The organism is Acinetobacter sp. KS-LM10 (assembly GCF_036896575.1).
Lineage (GTDB): Bacteria > Pseudomonadota > Gammaproteobacteria > Pseudomonadales > Moraxellaceae > Acinetobacter > Acinetobacter avistercoris.
Genome location: NZ_CP145906.1, coordinates 241,959 through 260,869, shown reverse-complemented (window position 1 = coordinate 260,869; position 18,911 = coordinate 241,959). Strand labels below are relative to the sequence as shown.

The 18,911-nt window shown below is 35.4% G+C and carries 17 protein-coding genes and 2 tRNA genes; 7 read left to right on the top strand and 12 right to left on the bottom strand.

What is annotated here, in order from left to right; genetic code table 11:
* Positions 1-41 precede the first annotated feature (41 nt).
* On the bottom strand, positions 42-1,091 hold the full coding sequence (locus V5M36_RS01145; protein ID WP_338561166.1) for a DNA/RNA non-specific endonuclease: 1,050 nt from the start codon (positions 1,089-1,091) through the stop codon (positions 42-44).
* Positions 1,092-1,407: 316 nt separating this feature from the next.
* On the opposite strand from V5M36_RS01145, the gene V5M36_RS01140 reads away from it, so the two are divergent.
* The gene (locus V5M36_RS01140) at positions 1,408-1,773 is read left to right on the top strand and encodes a hypothetical protein (protein WP_338561163.1); all 366 of its coding nucleotides are present in this window, start codon (positions 1,408-1,410) and stop codon (positions 1,771-1,773) included.
* Positions 1,774-1,977: 204 nt separating this feature from the next.
* Here the strand turns inward: V5M36_RS01140 and V5M36_RS01135 are convergent, their stop codons facing one another.
* Positions 1,978-3,858, bottom strand: coding sequence for a potassium transporter Kup (locus V5M36_RS01135; protein WP_338561161.1), 1,881 nt, complete (start codon positions 3,856-3,858; stop codon positions 1,978-1,980).
* 123 nt (positions 3,859-3,981) lie between these two features.
* On the opposite strand from V5M36_RS01135, the gene V5M36_RS01130 reads away from it, so the two are divergent.
* Together V5M36_RS01130 and V5M36_RS01125 are read left to right on the top strand one after the other, a co-directional pair.
* Positions 3,982-4,071 (top strand) — tRNA-Ser (locus tag V5M36_RS01130).
* Between the two features lie 973 nt (positions 4,072-5,044).
* Positions 5,045-6,325, top strand: coding sequence for a thymidylate synthase (locus V5M36_RS01125; protein WP_338561158.1), 1,281 nt, complete (start codon positions 5,045-5,047; stop codon positions 6,323-6,325).
* On the opposite strand, the gene V5M36_RS01120 is transcribed toward V5M36_RS01125, so the two are convergent.
* From V5M36_RS01120 to V5M36_RS01105, 4 genes are read right to left on the bottom strand one after another with little or no spacing between them, the layout of a single operon-like run.
* A complete protein-coding gene (locus V5M36_RS01120) occupies positions 6,318-6,656 on the bottom strand; it encodes a hypothetical protein (RefSeq protein ID WP_338561156.1) in 339 nt (112 codons plus the stop codon). The genes V5M36_RS01125 and V5M36_RS01120 overlap by 8 nt on opposite strands.
* A complete protein-coding gene (locus V5M36_RS01115) occupies positions 6,656-7,561 on the bottom strand; it encodes a hypothetical protein (protein ID WP_338561153.1) in 906 nt (301 codons plus the stop codon). Before V5M36_RS01115 ends, V5M36_RS01120 begins: the two co-directional genes overlap by 1 nt.
* Positions 7,561-8,181 carry a dTMP kinase gene (gene tmk / locus V5M36_RS01110; protein ID WP_338561151.1) on the bottom strand — a complete coding sequence of 207 codons (621 nt, stop codon included), beginning with the start codon at positions 8,179-8,181 and terminating at the stop codon, positions 7,561-7,563. The genes V5M36_RS01115 and tmk overlap by 1 nt, the downstream gene beginning before the upstream one ends.
* A complete protein-coding gene (locus V5M36_RS01105; RefSeq protein ID WP_338561149.1) occupies positions 8,178-8,987 on the bottom strand; it encodes a metallophosphoesterase family protein in 810 nt (269 codons plus the stop codon). The genes tmk and V5M36_RS01105 overlap by 4 nt, the downstream gene beginning before the upstream one ends.
* Before the next feature lie 510 nt (positions 8,988-9,497).
* On the opposite strand from V5M36_RS01105, the gene V5M36_RS01100 reads away from it, so the two are divergent.
* Together V5M36_RS01100 and V5M36_RS01095 are read left to right on the top strand one after the other, a co-directional pair.
* Complete coding sequence (locus V5M36_RS01100; protein ID WP_338561147.1) at positions 9,498-9,725, top strand: hypothetical protein; 228 nt, start codon at positions 9,498-9,500, stop codon at positions 9,723-9,725.
* Positions 9,726-10,078: 353 nt separating this feature from the next.
* Positions 10,079-10,154, top strand: a tRNA-Thr gene (locus tag V5M36_RS01095).
* 57 nt (positions 10,155-10,211) lie between these two features.
* On the opposite strand, the gene V5M36_RS01090 is transcribed toward V5M36_RS01095, so the two are convergent.
* The 3 genes from V5M36_RS01090 to V5M36_RS01080 form a co-directional block, all read right to left on the bottom strand.
* Positions 10,212-11,036 carry an SAM-dependent methyltransferase gene (locus tag V5M36_RS01090; RefSeq protein WP_338561145.1) on the bottom strand — a complete coding sequence of 275 codons (825 nt, stop codon included), beginning with the start codon at positions 11,034-11,036 and terminating at the stop codon, positions 10,212-10,214.
* A gap of 1 nt (position 11,037) precedes the next feature.
* Entirely contained in the window at positions 11,038-12,336 is a 1,299-nt protein-coding gene (locus V5M36_RS01085; protein ID WP_338561143.1) for an FAD-dependent oxidoreductase, read from the bottom strand.
* Positions 12,337-13,144: 808 nt separating this feature from the next.
* Positions 13,145-14,014 (bottom strand): pirin family protein, encoded by an 870-nt coding sequence (locus V5M36_RS01080; RefSeq protein WP_338561141.1) that lies wholly within the window; start codon positions 14,012-14,014, stop codon positions 13,145-13,147.
* A gap of 341 nt (positions 14,015-14,355) precedes the next feature.
* Between V5M36_RS01080 and ycaC the strand changes: the two genes are divergently transcribed.
* Both ycaC and V5M36_RS01070 read left to right on the top strand, forming a co-directional pair.
* Complete coding sequence (ycaC, locus tag V5M36_RS01075) at positions 14,356-14,982, top strand: isochorismate family cysteine hydrolase YcaC (protein WP_338561139.1); 627 nt, start codon at positions 14,356-14,358, stop codon at positions 14,980-14,982.
* 118 nt (positions 14,983-15,100) lie between these two features.
* Positions 15,101-16,024 carry a LysR substrate-binding domain-containing protein gene (locus V5M36_RS01070; RefSeq protein ID WP_338561137.1) on the top strand — a complete coding sequence of 308 codons (924 nt, stop codon included), beginning with the start codon at positions 15,101-15,103 and terminating at the stop codon, positions 16,022-16,024.
* A 313-nt stretch (positions 16,025-16,337) separates the two neighbouring features.
* On the opposite strand, the gene ahpC is transcribed toward V5M36_RS01070, so the two are convergent.
* The 3 genes from ahpC to V5M36_RS01055 all read right to left on the bottom strand — a co-directional run bounded on the left by ahpC (position 16,338) and on the right by V5M36_RS01055 (position 18,860).
* Positions 16,338-16,901, bottom strand: coding sequence for an alkyl hydroperoxide reductase subunit C (gene ahpC, locus V5M36_RS01065; protein ID WP_338561135.1), 564 nt, complete (start codon positions 16,899-16,901; stop codon positions 16,338-16,340).
* 498 nt (positions 16,902-17,399) lie between these two features.
* A complete protein-coding gene (locus tag V5M36_RS01060) occupies positions 17,400-18,224 on the bottom strand; it encodes a hypothetical protein (protein WP_338561132.1) in 825 nt (274 codons plus the stop codon).
* Between the two features lie 9 nt (positions 18,225-18,233).
* Positions 18,234-18,860: a hypothetical protein gene (locus V5M36_RS01055; RefSeq protein WP_338561129.1), complete on the bottom strand. Its 627-nt coding sequence runs from the start codon at positions 18,858-18,860 to the stop codon at positions 18,234-18,236.
* Positions 18,861-18,911 lie beyond the last annotated feature (51 nt).

Here is an 18,911-nt window from a genome sequence, read left to right as displayed (position 1 = left end):
TCATTCAAAAATACATTAGATTTTGAAAGAAAACAGCAGACTTACTTAATCAATTGTAAGAAATACTGTATTAGAGCTTGAGTAAGTTCTTTCACCACGGCATCTTGAGTCTGTTCATCAATTTTTGGTTTACTGCTTTCAGCATGGTCTGAGCTCGCCGTCATATTTGATTTTTGCGTCGTGAATTTTTTCTGCAATGCTTTGATATTGTCTGCACTAATCTCTTCAGCGCACTGACTTTCAGCATCCCAATGTGAATATGCAATTTTTTGATTTGCTTTCACTTGGCTCGATTTTAAAGGCAAATTATAAGTATTACGTTTTTGCTCTTCGGTGAGTTGAGGGAAAAGATTAATTCCAATTTTTTCCTCTAACTGACAAACGCTGATAATTTTCACTTTTAGCGAATTATCATTTGGGGCGTAATAAACGCCAATTATCCCGTCCTTCGGTAGGTAAAGCGCCTTATAAACAGCCGTCGGTACAATGACACCTTTCCCGATGGTCTTGAGTTTTTGACCTGAGAATACAGGTCCTGTAATGACGTAAACATCTTGCTTTTGCTTGGTCACAATCGCACGTGTTGCTTCTTCGAGTTCGCGCCAAACCTGCTGATTGTTCTTAGGCGATTGTGGAATCATATTGGCTAAACTAAAGCTGTCGTATTGTGCAGCTTTATTGGGCATATCACCATTGGGCGCTAAATGTCCCCGATCATAGCCAGACCCGCGATAATCTGACAACAATGCCCGATGTTTTAAATCCACACGTTGCTCTTCATGGAAACTGTCTTCACGTTTAATTTTCTGACTTAAACGCGAGGGTGTTAAGTATTCCGCTGTCCATAATGGTGTTTTTGAAATACCAGAATACATGGTATTAAACCCATTAAAACAAAGCGGATAACTGTTTTTATTTAAACTTTCTTTGACCAAATAAGGTGGTTCTTCGCGGTAAAACTGATTCAAACATGTTGAATTCATACTGCTTGAAAAAGGCAGATATTGTGAAATCTTTTCTTGCCCAAAAGCGATGGCAAAACTACTGGCAGCAATAATACCCAGCACAGTTTTTACAACAGTATTACTCAATCTATTTTTACCTATTTCAGTCCATTATTCGGTAGTTATGAAAGATTTACATAGTGTAATTTTTCAAATCGGACAGAGCTTAACAAGCTCTGTGTTTGATGTACATCAATTGAACTTTCAAGTGAATAAAGCTTCTACAATTTGTGCTGCTTTAAGCAGCAATTTAAGTAACAAAATGTTGGTTTTATTAGAGCTTTGTTGGGCAAAACAGATGATTTTCCGTATATTTTATTGAATTGGTGAACGTTATTGTGAGAGCTTATATCATGAATATCCATTTACACATTTTTAGATATTAAAATAATTGGAGTATATTATGCGCTCACAACTTATCGGTTTATTGGCGGGATTATCAGTCGTTAGTATGGCGACATTTGCAGAACCTCCTGTACAAGCAGGTGAAACGCTAGAGAGCCTTTCTAAAGTCAAAGTCAGCACGACTGTAAATGGCCAACCAGGTTCTTTAAACGAGTTGATCTCAAGTGGTCAGATCAAACCTGTTCAGCAGACTGAAGTAATGTCTGGGGCTGAAGCAGCACCAGCAATGAATCCAAATGCAGCTGCGGAAGCAACAGCAACCGAAGCACCGCAACAAGAAGCGCCAGCAGTGGATGATTCTGCGGTACAACCAGGTAGCATGATGACTGAAGCACCTCAAGCAGATCCTGCTGCTAATCAGTAATTTAATCTATACGTTTGCTTGATTTAAATAGGTTGATTTGCAACGTGAGTTTTTGATGTCGTCAGAATATTCACAAGCATTTTGAATAAAAAAAGCCAAGGTTTAATCCTTGGCTTTTTTTGATGTTAATTTTTGATCTTTATCTTCAATCAACTTTTAATCTCTGTTTTATGTAAAGCTTTGTTTTAAAGCTGGACTGTCAATTTAAATTTCAATTTGACTACCCATCTCAACCACTCGGTTTGGCGGAATTTGATAAAAATCACTGACTGGACTGGTATTTCGTTGCATGGAAATGAACAGTTTTTCACGCCATGGTGCCATGCCATCCGCCAAGGTATGAATTAAACGATCGCGTGAAATAAAGAAGCTGATATGCATCATATCGTATTCGATCTCAAGCTCATCATAAGCCTGCTTTAAAGCACGTGGAATGTTCGGTTGATCTTTAAAACCGTAATAGACAAAGATCCTAAAGAATCGATCATCCATTTTCTCCACTTGAATGCGATCTGTTTGTGCGACAAATGGCACATCGCGGGTAATCACCGTGATCATGATATTGCGTTCATGCAATACCTTATTATGCTTAATATTGTGCAGCATTGCGTGCGGAACAATATTCGGTGTTCCCGTCAGGAAAATCGCATCCCCTGGCACAATCATTGTTTCACTGCTCATGCTGACGCTTTTAATAAATAAATCGATGGGTAATGCATCAGACTCAAGTCGATTTAAGACAATTTGACGACCATCTTTCCACGTCATCATCAAGGTGAAAACGATAGCACCAATCATAATCGGCACCCATCCACCAGCTGCAATTTTGAGTGAGGTTGATGCGACAAAAACTAAATCGATGAGTAATAGTGGCACAGCAAATAGTGCTACTTTCCAAATCGGCCAACGCCAAAAACCATAGGCTAAAATAGAAATGAGGATGGTGCCACACAGCATGGTCATGGTCACCGCCACACCATATGCGCTGGCTAAATTGGCACTGGTTTCGAAAAGCAGAATCAGAATAACCACAGAAATGAACAACACCCAGTTAATGAACGGTACATAAATCTGTCCCTGTTCAACTTCCGAGGTGTGTTGAATCGACAAGCGTGGTAGATAACGCAGTTGAATGGCTTGATTGACCATTGAAAATACGCCCGTAATTACCGCTTGTGATGCAATAACAGCTGCAGCCGTTGCTAGACCAATCATGGGATAAAGCGCCCACTCAGGCACCAATAAATAAAATGGATTTTCAATGGCATTGGGATTACGTAAAAGTAATGCGCCTTGACCTGCATAATTTAGAAGCAAACAAGGTAATACGATAATAAACCAAGCCAGTTTAATCGGCATGCGGCCAAAATGCCCCATATCTGCATAGAGCGCTTCACCACCTGTCATGGTTAAGATCACTGCGCCCATGGTCAGAAACGCCACATAGGGCTGTTGAACCACAAAATTAAAGGCCCAATGCGGACTGACCATTGCCAAAACAAAAGGCGTTTGAATCACACTCCACAAACCCAATAAACCAATCGACAAAAACCAGACCAAGGTTAAAGGGCCAAAGAGCTTGCCCATGGTGGCTGTACCATGGCGCTGGACCATAAATAATCCAGCCAAGATACCAATCGACAAAGGCAAAAGCCATTGATTAAACATCGGTGTCGCGATACTCAAACCTTCAATCGCGGAGAGAATGGAGATCGCAGGGGTAATAATGCCATCACCAAAAAACAATGAAGCCCCAATAAAACCCAATGCGATGAGGTAGATTTTTTTGTTTTCAGCAATTCGAGTTGAACGTAAATTCAATGCCAATAATGACATGATTCCGCCTTCGCCATTGTTGTCTGCTTTCATAATCACAGACACGTATTTAAAGCTGATGGTGAGCATCATGCACCAAAATATCAGCGATAAAATACCCAGCACAGTTTCATTTGAAATGGCGATATGCGCGGTCAGAAAACATTGTCTCAGTGCATAGAGTGGGCTGGTTCCAATATCACCAAAGACGACACCGAGTGCAGCCAAGGTAATCGCTGGCAAGGCGGCTTTTTTTGCAGTACTTTGCATAACATTGTCTTCGATTTATTGGACACAATTTTCGGCAATCATATCACTCGTTTAATTATTTTTCTTCAAATCAATTGTTTCAACTTGGCTTTATTGGTTTTTTTCGTTATCATCGCTCGCCTTGGTGAGGTGTCCGAGTGGCTTAAGGAGCACGCCTGGAAAGTGTGTATACGTTTGCGCGTATCGAGGGTTCGAATCCCTCTCTCACCGCCAAGATTTTATTCCATGCATCCAATGGAATATCAAAAGACTTAAACTGTGATGGTTTAGGTCTTTTTTGTTTTTAATAATAATTTTATTAAAGCTTTCACAATGATTATATTTCGAAATATAACAGTTGAATTTACATTTATTTTTGTCACTTAAATTAAATAACTTTTTTAAAAGCCGTTTTAAATCATTTTGTCTTCTATTTTTCTAGTAACTATAGAAAAAACCTTTGTATTTTTAAGAACCAATTAGGAGTATTTAATCCCCTTCCTACAACACCTTTAACCCTGATAAGAAAAATTCAAAACGGCTATAACATTGGAATCAATCATAGAGATGCGGATGAATACTGGCATCTTTAAGTCAAAACCACAGATCACAATAAACAGCCATTGCATGAAGCAAAATGGAGAATTTGGGCAGAAAAGAACATTAAACGTAATATCCTTAGTAATATGGATAATCGCTTAGATAATTTGAAAAGAATCTTGTTAAAGGGCTTCAAAGGTCTTAAATTTACTCAATTAGAAACCGCTGCGTTCCAACCATTAAAAGATTTGTACAGAGACTCATTTCAACCATTTGAGCTTGAGCAAAAGGTTCACTTGAATCAAATCGTATCAAGCGCTATTCATAATTTGATTAGCAAATTTTCTATCAATATTTAGAAGCAAATATCCCGCTGTATCCCTTGATACACAAGGTTTACGGCATTCTATATAGTTTTGGTCTGCCTAATAACTTATATACTTTAATATAAAGCATTAATAAACGTATAAACTTAACATTTACTTAACCTTAATTTAACCCTTTTTCGGGAAATTGATCGAAGTCTTAGAAAATTGACGAAATGCTGTATGTAGGCCATTCATAAAAATTGAACGCCAAACAAAATTCTTATACTTTAGAATATATAAATTTGTACATAACTAATTTTAAAATAGAATTGATCCCTTCAAAAACATGCCAATTATAAATGCTTATGTTAATTTTCAATGATTCATTTAATCTTTCATATTTCAAAGCTTTCCAAGCCACTCAATTCGTTTCAGAAATAGAAGCTACGAGGAATGGAAATGCAAAAGTTCTCGGGCAAGCAACTTTCATAATTCAACCTCATGATCCTAGATTATGTTTTTTAAAGGGGAGAAATCTAAATTACAGATTTGCATTTGTAGAAAGTGCTTGGATATTAGAAGGAAAAAATGAGTTTGATTTTTTATCTAAATACATTAGTTCCTACGGTCAATACTCCGATGATAATAAAACATTAAACGGTGCATACGGCTATAGACTTAGATATCATTTTGATCAAGATCAAATTGAAAATGCGATTAGCCACTTACAAAAAAATCCCGAGTCCAGACGAGTTGTACTACAAATCTACTCTGTTGATGATTTACAAAAGAATTCAAAAGACATCCCATGTAATACAACCATTTATCTTAAAGTTAATAACGGTTGTCTTAACCTAACGGTAGTGAACCGTTCAAATGACCTCTATCTAGGGATTCCCTACAATATTTTTGTTTTCGGTATTTTACAAAAATATATTGCTCACAGATTGAATTACCATGTCGGATTACAAACCCAAATCACTGATAACCTCCATCTTTATGAAAAAGATTTTGAAAAAGTAACTCAAATCCTCTACCAGAATAGTTTAAGTGATATAAAAAAACTCGAATCGGAATTCGATTGGGGTTTTTCAGATGTAATTATTAAAAATCGGATATCTCTTTTAGAAGATTTACAAAAAATTGAAGACCCTTGGCTCAATGCTATAATGAATAACAATCAAGCCCCACCACATCCTAGTTCTAAACTCTTTGAATATATTCACTCAAAAATTTGTGTTAAAGTAGCCAAAAATCCAATTGAGACCGAGGATAAGATGTCTGAAGCGTATGATTGGCAAAAAATTTCTATGGCTAGTAGCTCTGAGCTAAATAATTTTATTGATTCAAACAAACATAAGTTTGAAGCAATAAAAGATGAACTAGAGTCTATTATTAACCAGAATGATACTTTTTTTGCTCTTAAAGATGATATTGACAATGATGTTTTTATCACTTCTATCATCTTGTCTTGTGCTTGGTATAGTTTAGATCCTTTCATTATCAATAGTCCTTTAGGACAACAGATAAAACAGAATTATGAATCTGTATGCAATACTTACGGACTATCTCTGAAATCTCTAAACAGTAATTTAGGTAGTGAATCAATTAAAGAAGTAATTGAAAAGAGACTTATTTAAGGCTCTTTTCAAATTTAACTTTGTTTTTTTCCAATTTGTTTAAATACCCATTTTCTAAGTCTACATCGAACTGATTTGCTATTTTTATTAAATAAATAAAAACATCGACGAGCTCTTCATCCAATGATTTTTTGACTTCCTTAAGCTCATAGTCTCCTCTGACAACTTTTTTCAAAAGGTTCGAAAATTCACCTAATTCACCTAGCAGACATACAACTAAATGCTCTAAAGCTGGTAAATTTTTTTCGTCAATTTTTTCATAAAAGTCTAATTTCATTTGGTGACTTTTATCAAAAGATCGTTGCAACTCTTGTATATCTTTTAATTGCATTATATTTTCTCAACAATATCTTCAATTAAATCATTTGCTCTTTGATTGTCTTGATCAATTTCTTGTGAATGTGAAACTCTCTTTCTAAGCTCTATAAGTCTTAAATAAACCGATAATAAGGCTTCAAACTTTTCTTTCAAATTATTGATATGATTTTTTAAAGGTGAGATCTCAATCATATCTGGATTAACTGTTAATACATCAATAATAGTTTCAACCCATGCAGTACTTATATAAGTATCAACGCCTTGTTTTTCCATAATTAATCTAACAAGGTTGGCATGCTCACTCTCCTTGTATAGTAATCTAGACAACTGCGATGGTGACATCCTATCAATCTCAAAGATTCTAGGTATATTCTGATCTTCCTTTTTATAAGCATTAAAAGCATGTATTGTAACTCTGACTTTAGATATATATCGCAAATTACATTCTTGTACTATTTTCATTAAGTTAAGCTTAATTTCCTGTACATTTATTTTAAGAAAATTAGCTATTTCTAATGCTCTAAAATATGTAGTTGCATATAAAATATTATCTTCTACTGTAACCTGAAATAATAAAAATGAAGGTATTGGATGATCTCCTTGACCACATATCTTAGTATGTGAAAGGAGCGAGTAAAGAGCCCTATTACTACTTGGCTTTTCTTTGATTTCATTAATTATATGCTTGAAGCCTTCTTGAGTAATAAATTCACCATGATTAAACAGTAAATCATCAGGCTTTTCAAAATTCATCCAATCCTTAGCTTTTTTTTCACTTGTTGAGCCATTTTCTACAAGACTTGAGCTAGGTAATTCAAAATACCTTGTAAAATTTAAATTCTTGTTCTCTCCTGAAATTTCCTCATTAATCGAGGTATAAATATCATCAAAAATATTTACGTTCTTGTAAGTATTCATCAAATAGACTCAACCTTTTTAACAATCTCGGTGTGAATATTATTTTTGCTGTCTAAAGCTGACAAAATCAATTTCTCATCATTATATTCTGAGATGATTTTTTGATAATTCTTGGAAACAATCTTTAATTTATTTTCTTCTTCATACTTATCTAGTACTGTTCGAGAGTTTAATCTTTTGATTGAGCTTTCTACTGGATTGTCCAAATAAATTAATAGATCAGGTTTAGGAAAATCTGAATTAAGACGCTCTACTAATTTGGATGAATCATCGTCTGTTACATGGTAGGCGAGAGAAGAAAAAAAGTATCTAGTAGAAATGACATAAAAGCCTTCATTAACTAATTTAAGAACCCCATCTACAGGATTGTTCAAATGATCATATCGATCTGCCGCAAACAAGTAAGCCATTTGTTGATCAAACTCATCATCTTGTTTAGAAAATAAGATGCGACCTTGCATTGCTTGACGGATCATATTACCGATAGGCCCTGGAGAAGGTTCACATGTTAAATGCACTTTTTCACCCTTCTCTAATAACGCATTTTGCAATAATTGAGATTGAGTTGAAGTACCTGAACCATCTAAACCTTCAAATACAATAAATTTACCTTTTTTCATACAACTTTTCTTAAATTTAATTGGCCTACAGGAACGGAATTATGAGTAAACTCATAAGTCTCTTTGGTGAAGATATCTTGGACGTCATCATAACTTATTTTATTAATTCCGTTTCCTAAAAATGCTGATTGACTAAGTAAAGAGTATCCACTCATTACTTGAATATTATTTATATTCAAATTGAGTTGCACATGTTGATGCCCGTGTAAAACCAATTTAAAACCATAATTTTCAATAACTTCCAAAAAAGGCAATGCATTTTGTACGGCTGTTGAATCACCTTCTTCAACTCCAATCAAATGATGATGCAAAATTGCAATTTTATGCTTACATGTATCAATAATACTTTTTTCTCTTTTTAATTTTCTTATTAACTCATTAAGATTTAAACTACTATGTCCTCGCCTAGACTGATAAATAGAGTTTAAAGAGCAAAAATAAACATCATCTACTTTCTTCAGAATTACATTGTCTGCTCCAAAGATAAAAGTACTATCATCTCTGATGTTTCTTGAAAACTCATTAAAACCCTGAACCCCATTTGAAGCTAAATCATGGTTTCCTGGACACAAAATAATATTAGATCGTTTGATTTTTTTTGTCTCAATAAATACTTTTTCAACAAAAGGTAGAGCAAATTGATAACAGTTATCTTGCCCTCTAGTCGCAATATCTCCTGTTATCAGTAAATAAGTATTTTCAGATTCAATGTTTTTAATCAAATCAGAGTTGTTCAAAGCATTGATTAATGCTGGTAATCTAGTTTGAGAATCAAAATGCAAATCTGTTAGATGAATGATGTTCAAGCTATATATTCCCGTATTATTGGTTAATATTGGTACAATCGATTATATATATTTTATTTCCCTTTAATAATCATAACTATGAACGAAATTAAATATTTATTACATTTAGGGGATGATTGGGGGATTAACAAAATAATTGAAATATTTTATTAAATAAAATCATGTGCTTAATTAAAAAATATGAATCCCTCTCTCAGCCAAGATTTTATTCCATGCATCCAATGGAATACCAAAAGACTTAAACTGTCATGGTTTAGGTCTTTTTTAATTCTAAAAAATGATGAACGATTAAATATAGAATTTCGTTTTACCCTGATTTAGGATATGTGAAATCAAAAATATTCTAAATATAAAATAAGTACGAAAGTAGCCTCCATACAATATTTTATCTTTTAAAAGACATAATCTCGCATTGTAATATGCCTGAAACATTGCCCATACAATCTAAGGGTGTATAAACGGTTTTAAACCCATTTTATACACATAAAAAACTGCTATTTGGGAGCGAATATGGATAACAGTAATAACTACTTGAAGCAGATTAAAAATGCCAAACGCGGAGGCTACACTCCGACCATCGCCAAAGATATCAATAAACATAAAATTCAAAAAGCCATCAGACTCATTGAGCAATGGCGCAGCTTAGCCACTGAACTCAAACCCCAAATGCAAATAGATATGGCTCTAACCTTAGAAGAGTGCGCTCAAGATTTAGATCAAATTTTAAGGAGCAGATAATCCTTTGAGCGGCGACTGAATGGGCTGAAATGTGAATGAACAACATGATGCGGATATAGCCACACGAGCATTCCATAGGCATCCACATTTTTAGCCACTTAAACATTCAATGTCATTCATACTAAATGAAGTAAACACTAAAGTCATAAACACTCATAAAGTGTCCATTAACATCCATCCAAGCGCTCACTGGTCACAGTGAGCCACCTTCTCACCAATAAAAAAATTCAGTCTTTTTAAAACACATTTCGAGTCTAATTGAATAAAATTGGGCATCTGTCTGTCTAAAATAATCGATCGTTTATTTTTTGGCTTGCAATCACCAAAACTTTCTGTAGAATGCAACCCACAATGCCGGCATAGCTCAGTTGGTAGAGCAACTGACTTGTAATCAGTAGGTCCACAGTTCGAATCCGTGTGCCGGCACCATTGTATACTTAGCCTCACTTCTGTGAGGCTTTGTTGTTTCTGGCCTTTCAATTACTCTTAATTCGCTTTCTCAGCACTGACTTGTATATAAGCAAGCAATCCATCTCGATATAGTTTTTCGCATAATTTCCCAGTCATTTGAATTTTAAGTCCTGCCAAACCTCGGCATTGTATTTTTATTTGTTGGGCATGTCCTGCAAAACCATTCAGCACAGCATGCGATATATCTTCAATTTGAATATTTTTAAATTCATATTCTTTTAATATATTTTCAATCTGGTGATTGGTTTTTAAATGTTGAATTTGAGTGTCTGCGCATTTCAATAAATACGCATATTTTTGTTGTTCAATTCGACTTAAAGTCTGCCACCGATCGGTCAATGCCAAATAATGAAATCCGATTCGCGCTTTTGAATTTAAAACAGAATTAACTGATCTTAGAAATGAATTCAGATCACTGTGATAAGCAGCATCAATACACAGCACTGCATCAAATTTAAATTCAAAACTTTTTTCATTTAAATTTAAAAATGATAGCTGATGCACCCTGTGGACAAAATTAAGATTTATTTGAATAAGCGTTGCACAAGCGGCTTGTAGCTCAACCGCTTCAATATGTTGAAGCTGATAATGAGTTTTCCACAGCACAAGACTCGCACCTTGTCCACAGCCCAAATCCAGCAATGTGTCGTTTGAATTTAAATAAATAGCATCCGCTAAACGCTGAGCCAATTGGCTACAGGCTTGTGGATAAGACACCGTTGCAGTGTCCCAAAATCCTAAATTGCTCCAAGCAATTTCCGCTTGATCTCCCAACATTTTTGCGTCAATTGCATATTTATGTTGGGGTTTAGTTTTAAAAACTGCTTGAAGCCATTGCATATTAGTAGCCGAGTTGTGGGGCAACCTCTACTTTAGGTTTTAATCCAACAAACGGCAATGGAGCGTTAAACACTTCCGCAATATGCATCGCAGACGTCACAGCAGATTCTAAAATAGGTAAACCATCGCATGACCATGAACCACAATAAAAGACCTTACGATTCGCAACTTTATGACGTGACTGCAATTCCAAACTCAGTGATAAAGTTTTGCTGTCAACCACTGCACGAGTGAGTTTTACTTTAGAGATAATTTTCTTCGGGTCGATATCAACAACAGGTTTCCATGTTTGGAAAACTGGAGATTTACCCACCAGACTTGGCTCAATCGAGTTTAACCAAACCGTAAAATGCTGCTTGGTAAATTTACGGTCCATCATATAACTGAGTACACACCAATCTTTACGTTTGACTGGCATGACCACAGGATCGGTATGTATAACCAACTCACCCTCGACAAACTTAAATTGCTTTAACAATGCTAAATCATCAGCAAATTGTTCATTATTTAAGAATTGATCAATTTTATCAGTCGGTGTTGCAATCACGACTCGATCAAACAATGCAGAATCACCCTGCGCATTTTCTACAAAAATTTGTTCGCCTTGCTCTTCAACTTTGGTGATGGCTACGCCGCTACGAATTTCAATCCCTTCAATCAACTTATCTACAAATGCGGGCGTACCCCCTTTGAGACGTAACAGTGCATCGCCATCTGTTAACTGACGCAAGAAGACCAAAAGTGGTTTTGCTGGCCACTCACCTATCGATTTCTCATCACAGGTACAAATGGTGTAAAGCACAGGCATCACCGCACCATTCCAAAACACTTCTTCTATTTGGTTGATAGCCACAAATTCTGACAGCGTAATGTCTTGATTGTCAGATTTGAAAAATTGCTTGATGGCAGTTTTTAACTGCAACATACCTTTTACCAATCGCCAGCCGTACTGTTTAATGCCTTTACGGTTGTTAATGATCGGGAAATTACCAATACGAGTTCTTGACGTGGTCAACCACGTTTCAATTTTTTCTTCAAATAACCAACTACATGACATATAGGTTCGTACAGGAAATGCTTGTATGCCCAAATGCGTCGCAAGGCTCAAAGTATTTTTCCATAACATTGGGTTCATGACACGTAATGGCGAGTCAATATTGCCGCCTTCATAGTCCAAGCTATGACTGTCCATTCCACGGCCTGATAAGGCTTCAAAAATAGTGATTTCATGACCGGCATCTTTAAGAATTCTTGCGGTTGCCAGTCCAGCCATACCACTTCCAATCACTGCAATTTTCAAAATTATTATCCGAGAGTTCATCATTTTTTTTATTATGCGATAAATTGTCGCAAATCACGGTATTAAAAACTTCCAGATTTTACACTTTCAGCGCTCAACGTTTTTAAAGCAAAATTTTTAGCTCAAGATCAGTAATTTTTTGATCTTTTTACAAAAAAAATTCATTTTTTTTGATAATTTAAAAAAAAATCTTTAATAATCAATAGATATTTTCGAACTGAATATTGTAGCTGGCCTTTACAATGATTCATTTTTATCATATGATGGCTACACAAAACGAGAACTGGTTCACATTAAAACAAATATAAGAGTGTGTTCGAGGAAGAAAATAAATACAAACTACAGCGTTAAAGAGTCTCTTTCGTGTGGGTTAGAGACTCTTTATTTTTTTCATTTTTACAATATTCTTACTTCATGCTTACTTTACGATATTCTTATTAATCGATCTTTTCTTGTTAATCGATTTTAGTACTGCGAAATTAGTACGGTAAAATCAGTTGCCAGCATTTTGCTTGATCAAAGCACTTCAAAGATATCTCATTAAAATGATCATCCCTAATGCCTCATACATAATCGACTTTCATCTATTCATTCTTCGCTCATAGCCTTCGCTTGGTACATCATTTTGGTGCTGTAAATATTGGCTTTAAATTTAGCCTTTAAATTCAAAAATCATCTTCATCTTCAACTTCTAACGGCGATTGATTAACAGTGACGTTCTAAAACAATTTTTAAACTCAAGATTTTGAAGCTAACGAAAAAAGGTAGACCGAGATCTACCTTTTTCCATCCATCATCTCGACTAACTTTAAGCAGAGATTTGTCCAAATTTACCTGCATTAAAATCATTAAATGCTTGAATGATTTCTTCTTTGCTATTCATCACAAATGGACCGTGTCCTTGAATAGGTTCGTTCAATGGCAACCCAGTTAACACCAAGAACTTCGAATCCTGTATCGCGTTCAGCTGAATCGTCGCTTCATTGTCTTTAGCAAAAATCACTATAGAGCTGTCCATAACTTTTTGGGTGCCATTCAACAGCATTTCACCTTCAAGTACGACGACAAGCGTATTGTGGTCTACAGGCACATGAACGTACTCAGTTGCATTTGCTTTGAGTACACCATCCCAAACATTGATTGGGGTGTATGTATCTGCAGGTCCAACATGGTCGGTATAATTTCCAGCAATTACGCGAATATGACCCGTATCATCATCAAAGTTCACCACAGGAATATCTTTTGCTTCAATTCCTTGATAACGAGGCGCTGACATTTTATCTTTTGCTGGTAAGTTCACCCACAATTGCACCATTTCAAACAAACCGCCCTGCTGAGCAAATTCAGGCGAATGAAACTCTTCATGTACGACACCAGAAGCAGCGGTCATCCACTGCACATCACCTGTTTTGATGGTGCCACCACCGCCAGCTGAGTCTTTGTGTGTCACCTCACCTTGATAAGCAATGGTCACCGTTTCAAAACCTCGATGAGGATGTGAACCCACACCATGCTGAGCTGTGGTCGGTTTAAAATGATACGGCGCAGCATAGTCCAACAATAAAAATGGGCTGACGACCTGACCCAAACGATCATATGAAAATAGATTTTTCACAGGAAAGCCATCGCCGACCCAATGCATATTTTGATTGCGGTAAACACCCATAATTCTTTTCATTTGAAACTCCTAATCAATAGGACTAAATATGAATCTATATTAAGCCTAATCAGACTGAGAGCAAACGCCTGCATCGGCATACTGCATCTCAAGAATAGGACAATTTAAACGCTTATGATTGATGTCTTGACTACACCTATTGGTGGACTTATTGATTCGATTTGATCCGCTTATTGTCATAAATATAAGATTATCCATCTCAAGATTCAGTCTTCATGCCTTCATACAAAGCTTCTATGATGTGTCATGCATCACAATGATTTTGTATTTTAAATTGGTATTTTGAATTTGTATTGTTGAAAAACAAATACACATGAATAAACAACTTGAGGAACAAGTAAATGGGTAAACCTTATATTCGTTTAGATAAAGACAACGCAGCGGTATTGTTGGTTGATCATCAAACAGGTCTACTGTCATTGGTTCGTGATATTGATCCAGACAAGTTTAAAAACAATGTACTTGCGCTCGCAGCTGCTGCAAAATATTTTAATCTTCCGACTATTTTAACCACTAGTTTTGAAGAGGGTCCGAATGGTCCGCTGGTTCCAGAACTCAAAGAAATGTTCCCAGATGCGCCATATATCGCTCGCCCTGGTCAAATCAATGCTTGGGATAACGAAGACTTTGTTAAAGCTGTTAAAGCGACAGGTAAAAAACAACTTATTATTGCGGGTGTTGTTACAGAAGTTTGTGTTGCTTTCCCGACTCTATCTGCACTTGAAGAAAACTTTGAAGTGTTTGTGGTAACCGATGCGTCAGGTACATTCAACGCACTGACTCGCGACTCTGCATTGAACCGCGTTTCTCAAGCAGGCGCTCAGCTGACCACATGGTTTGGTACTGCATGCGAATTACACCGCGACTGGCGTAATGATATTGAAGGTTTAGGTGCTTTATTCGGTCAACATATTCCAGATTACAGCAACTTAATTCAAAGCTATATTAAAAATACTGAAAAGAAATAACATATTTTTTAGTTCACAAAGCGATCTTCGGATCGCTTTGTTATTTCTGAAATGCAGGACTATCCTATAAATGATATGATCAAAAATATATTCCAGACCCGATGAGTGGTTATAAAAAATGCATTCATTTGATGATTATTATTATTTTTATTTGGTGGTCAAACATGGCGGATTCAGTGCTGCCAGTGAAGTGAGTAATATCACAAAGTCCAAATTAAGCCGACGGATTTTAGACTTAGAGACCAAGTTCAATGTCACTCTTATACAGCGCTCAACGCGTCATTTTAAAGTCACGCCTTTGGGCCAAGAGTTTTATAACGAGTGTAGTAAAATTATAGAGCAAACGGATCAAGCTCAAAATGTATTACTCAAACAGAAACATGAGTATAAAGGCTTAATCAAACTGAGCTGTCCCCCTGTCATGATGGAACATCAAATTCGGCCATTACTCAATCAGTTTTTAAAAGATCATCCTCATGTCAATATTGAACTGGAACTGACCAGCAGACGTATCGATGTGCTTCATGATGATATTGATCTTGCGATTCGAACTAATTTTGGGAGTAATGAGGACTCCAGCATTATTGTCCGTGATGTGATCAAAACGACGCACTGTTTAGTTGCCAGTCCAACCTTATTACAAGGAGACGTGATTGAGTATGTGACGCAACTCAATGACTATCCGAGCATTGTGCTGGGTACACAAAAAGCGCATTATCGCTGGAATTTACACAACTTAAAGCATCAAGATCAGATTGATATCCTGCTGCAACCTCGTATCAAAAGTAATGATTTAGCGGGTGTGTATTATGCGGTATTGGATGGATTAGGCATCGCTGATTTGCCATTCTTGACAGTCCAACATGATATTCGTGAAGGTCGTTTAATTCATATTTTACCAGAATGGTGCTCGAACTTAGGCACAGTTCAGCTCGTATATGCATCGCGTAAAGGTCAACGACTGGTGATGGAAAAACTGATTGAAACTTTGATCGACGGTATTCGTGCTTATGCACCAGCGCAAGAAGGTTATCTGGTTTAGAAAGGCAGGATGTTTAGTTTTAAAACAGCTATTTACTTTAATAGAGTTCTTTAATAAAACATTTTTTACTCAACAAAATCACAATGTGTATTCCTTCATCCTCACCTTCTTCCAGAGGGAGGAGAAATTTCAACATATGAAACTGATTGACGCTCAATGATCTTTTTTGAGATATGAAAGATGTCTAATAAAAAGATGTCTAATAATAAGCACTTGATTGACCAGCCTTTAAACATAAAAAACCCAGAACAAGGTTCTGGGTTTTTTTAATCACTTCTGGTTTTTTTAATCACTTAAGACATCTGCGATTGAATTAGATTTTACCAACCAAATCAATTGAAGGAGCAAGTGTTGCTTCGCCTTCTTTCCATTTAGCAGGGCAAACTTCACCTGGGTGAGCGTGAACATATTGTGCTGCTTTTACTTTACGAAGTAATTCAGATGCATCACGACCAATACCGCCCGCATTGATTTCAACGATTTGGATTTTACCTTCAGGATCAATCACAAATGTACCACGGTCAGCCAAACCTTCAGCTTCAATCAACACATCAAAGTTTTTAGCTAAAGTCCATGTTGGATCACCAATCAATGGATATTGAATTTTACCAATCACGTCAGACGTATCATGCCAAGCTTTGTGCGTGAAATGCGTATCTGTAGATACACCGTAAATTTCAACATTTAGTTTTTGGAATTCAGCATAGTGATCAGCTAAATCGCCTAATTCTGTTGGACAAACAAAAGTGAAATCTGCAGGATAGAAGAATACAACTGACCATTTACCTTTGAACTGTTGCTCTGAAACGTCAACAAATTCACCGTTGTGGTATGCAGTTGCATTGAACGGTTTGATTTCTGTATTGATTAAACTCATTTGATATTCCTCTACTGAATCTTTGGGATTGCTTATCTGTGTAGCTAGAATACGAAATAAATATAAATCGGTAAAACAGAACTTACTAATAAAATCTATCGAATTATTAGATTAAAGAAACTTTAGGGCACGCAACGCCTTTCTATTTTTATTACTAAACCTTTCTCTTTAAACCTTCTCTTTAAACGCTTATCTTAAAAAAAGTTGATTCAAATAGAAGCATCTTGATTATCATCATTTAAAACAGAAAACCCTCTGCCAATGCAGAGGGTTTTTCATGTTGACCGACCAATTTAAGGCTCGATCATTCAGCTATAAGTTATCGTATAGTCTAAAATGGATATACATACCAAAATAAAATTATATATTAAATATCATAAATTTATATAATTATGTAATGTATTTCGTATAATTTCAATGAAAAATTAATTAAAAATTTACACTTTCTTATTTCAATAAACATTTACTGATAACTAGTAAGCTATGAAAACAAATATATTAAAGTGGAACGTAAGCCTGAGCCAAACGTTTTTCCGTAGAGGCCTGTGTTGTGTAGAAACGCTCTTGAATGGCATAAACAAAATTCTTTAAAGACTCTTCATCTTTAATTGTATATTTACCATTTGCATCGGTCGGCAACCCTAGTGTCTGAATATAGGTATGTAAATTTTGCTGTATCTGTGGATCATAAGAGTTATAAGTATCTAATGCCTTGGCAATATTCTTGCGATTTGGAATACCTACTTTGTCTACTGTGTATGAAGGATCTACAGCTAATAGGCCTCCTAATTGAAAGAATTGTGTTACTTCCGTAGTTGTCGCTGCTCTATAAAGAGTATTCAACCCTTTAAAAATACTATTCATGGCACTTAAGCTTTTAAAATATAAATGCCCTGTACTTTTATCAAAAATTGCATCTGGAGAATCTGCTAAAACCACAATAGGATTATCCAACACCTCAGGCTGATTTGAAAAACTTAAGGTCTTTCTATAAATTTTTGCACTAGGTAAAACTTTTTGGATATAGTAAAAATCATCACTCTGACGTTTAAAAATTAAATACTTAATATCTTTGTACTGAGTCCCATAGATAGTAGGCATTGAAGTACTAACTTTTTTCTCTAATTCAACAATAGGATTCGTTACATCAGTTAATTGGTTTAAATCTACTTTAAACCAATCACCATTTTGAACTATAGCTGTCGGTGTATAAGAAATAGTATTTAAAGTAGTTGGTAATAAGCCTGCATAAAAATCAGGGCAATTTTGACCTGATAAAACAACATGAAACTTTGCATTATTTCGTGAATACAGAAAATTCATTACCACCCCTTAGTCTAAAATTAAAAATGTATATTCATTCACTTTTGTAAGAGCAATATAACTTCGCATATCACCATTACCATCTTCAAAAAGCTCATCAATAGTTTTTATTTCTTTCTTAGAAATCACCAAAACTTTTGAATCATCTATCTGTTTTATAAAATAAAATTTATATCCCAATACTAAAAATATTGGATTAAAGTAAAAGAATCGAGTTCTAGCTAGTACGATTAGCATCAATACAAAGAAAAGAAGGAATGACTTCAATGTAGGTAAACTAATAGCAACAAATGCATAACCTAAATAAATTGGAAGATAAAAATCATTCGCTTGCTCAAATTCTTTTACTTTTTTTCTCTCTATAACATCCTGATCTAAATACTTAAAACTAAATTTAATCGAAAACAATGAAAGAATAAGCAAAGCTATAAGATAAATCACATAAGCAACATATGTGATTGACTCAGTTATAATTTTTTCAGTAAATTTAAAATTTTCAATGCTTAGTAAAAGTGAGATTAGGTACTTGACCCAATCCCACTTCAACCAGACTGTTTCTTCATGAGAAATAAGAAAAATTAATCCTGCTAAGGCGATGGAAATAGCAGTCAAAACTATATGTAATACATGTTTCATGCTCATTCTCCATCTACAATCAAAGTCAATTATGCTTAATTTTCACTCAAC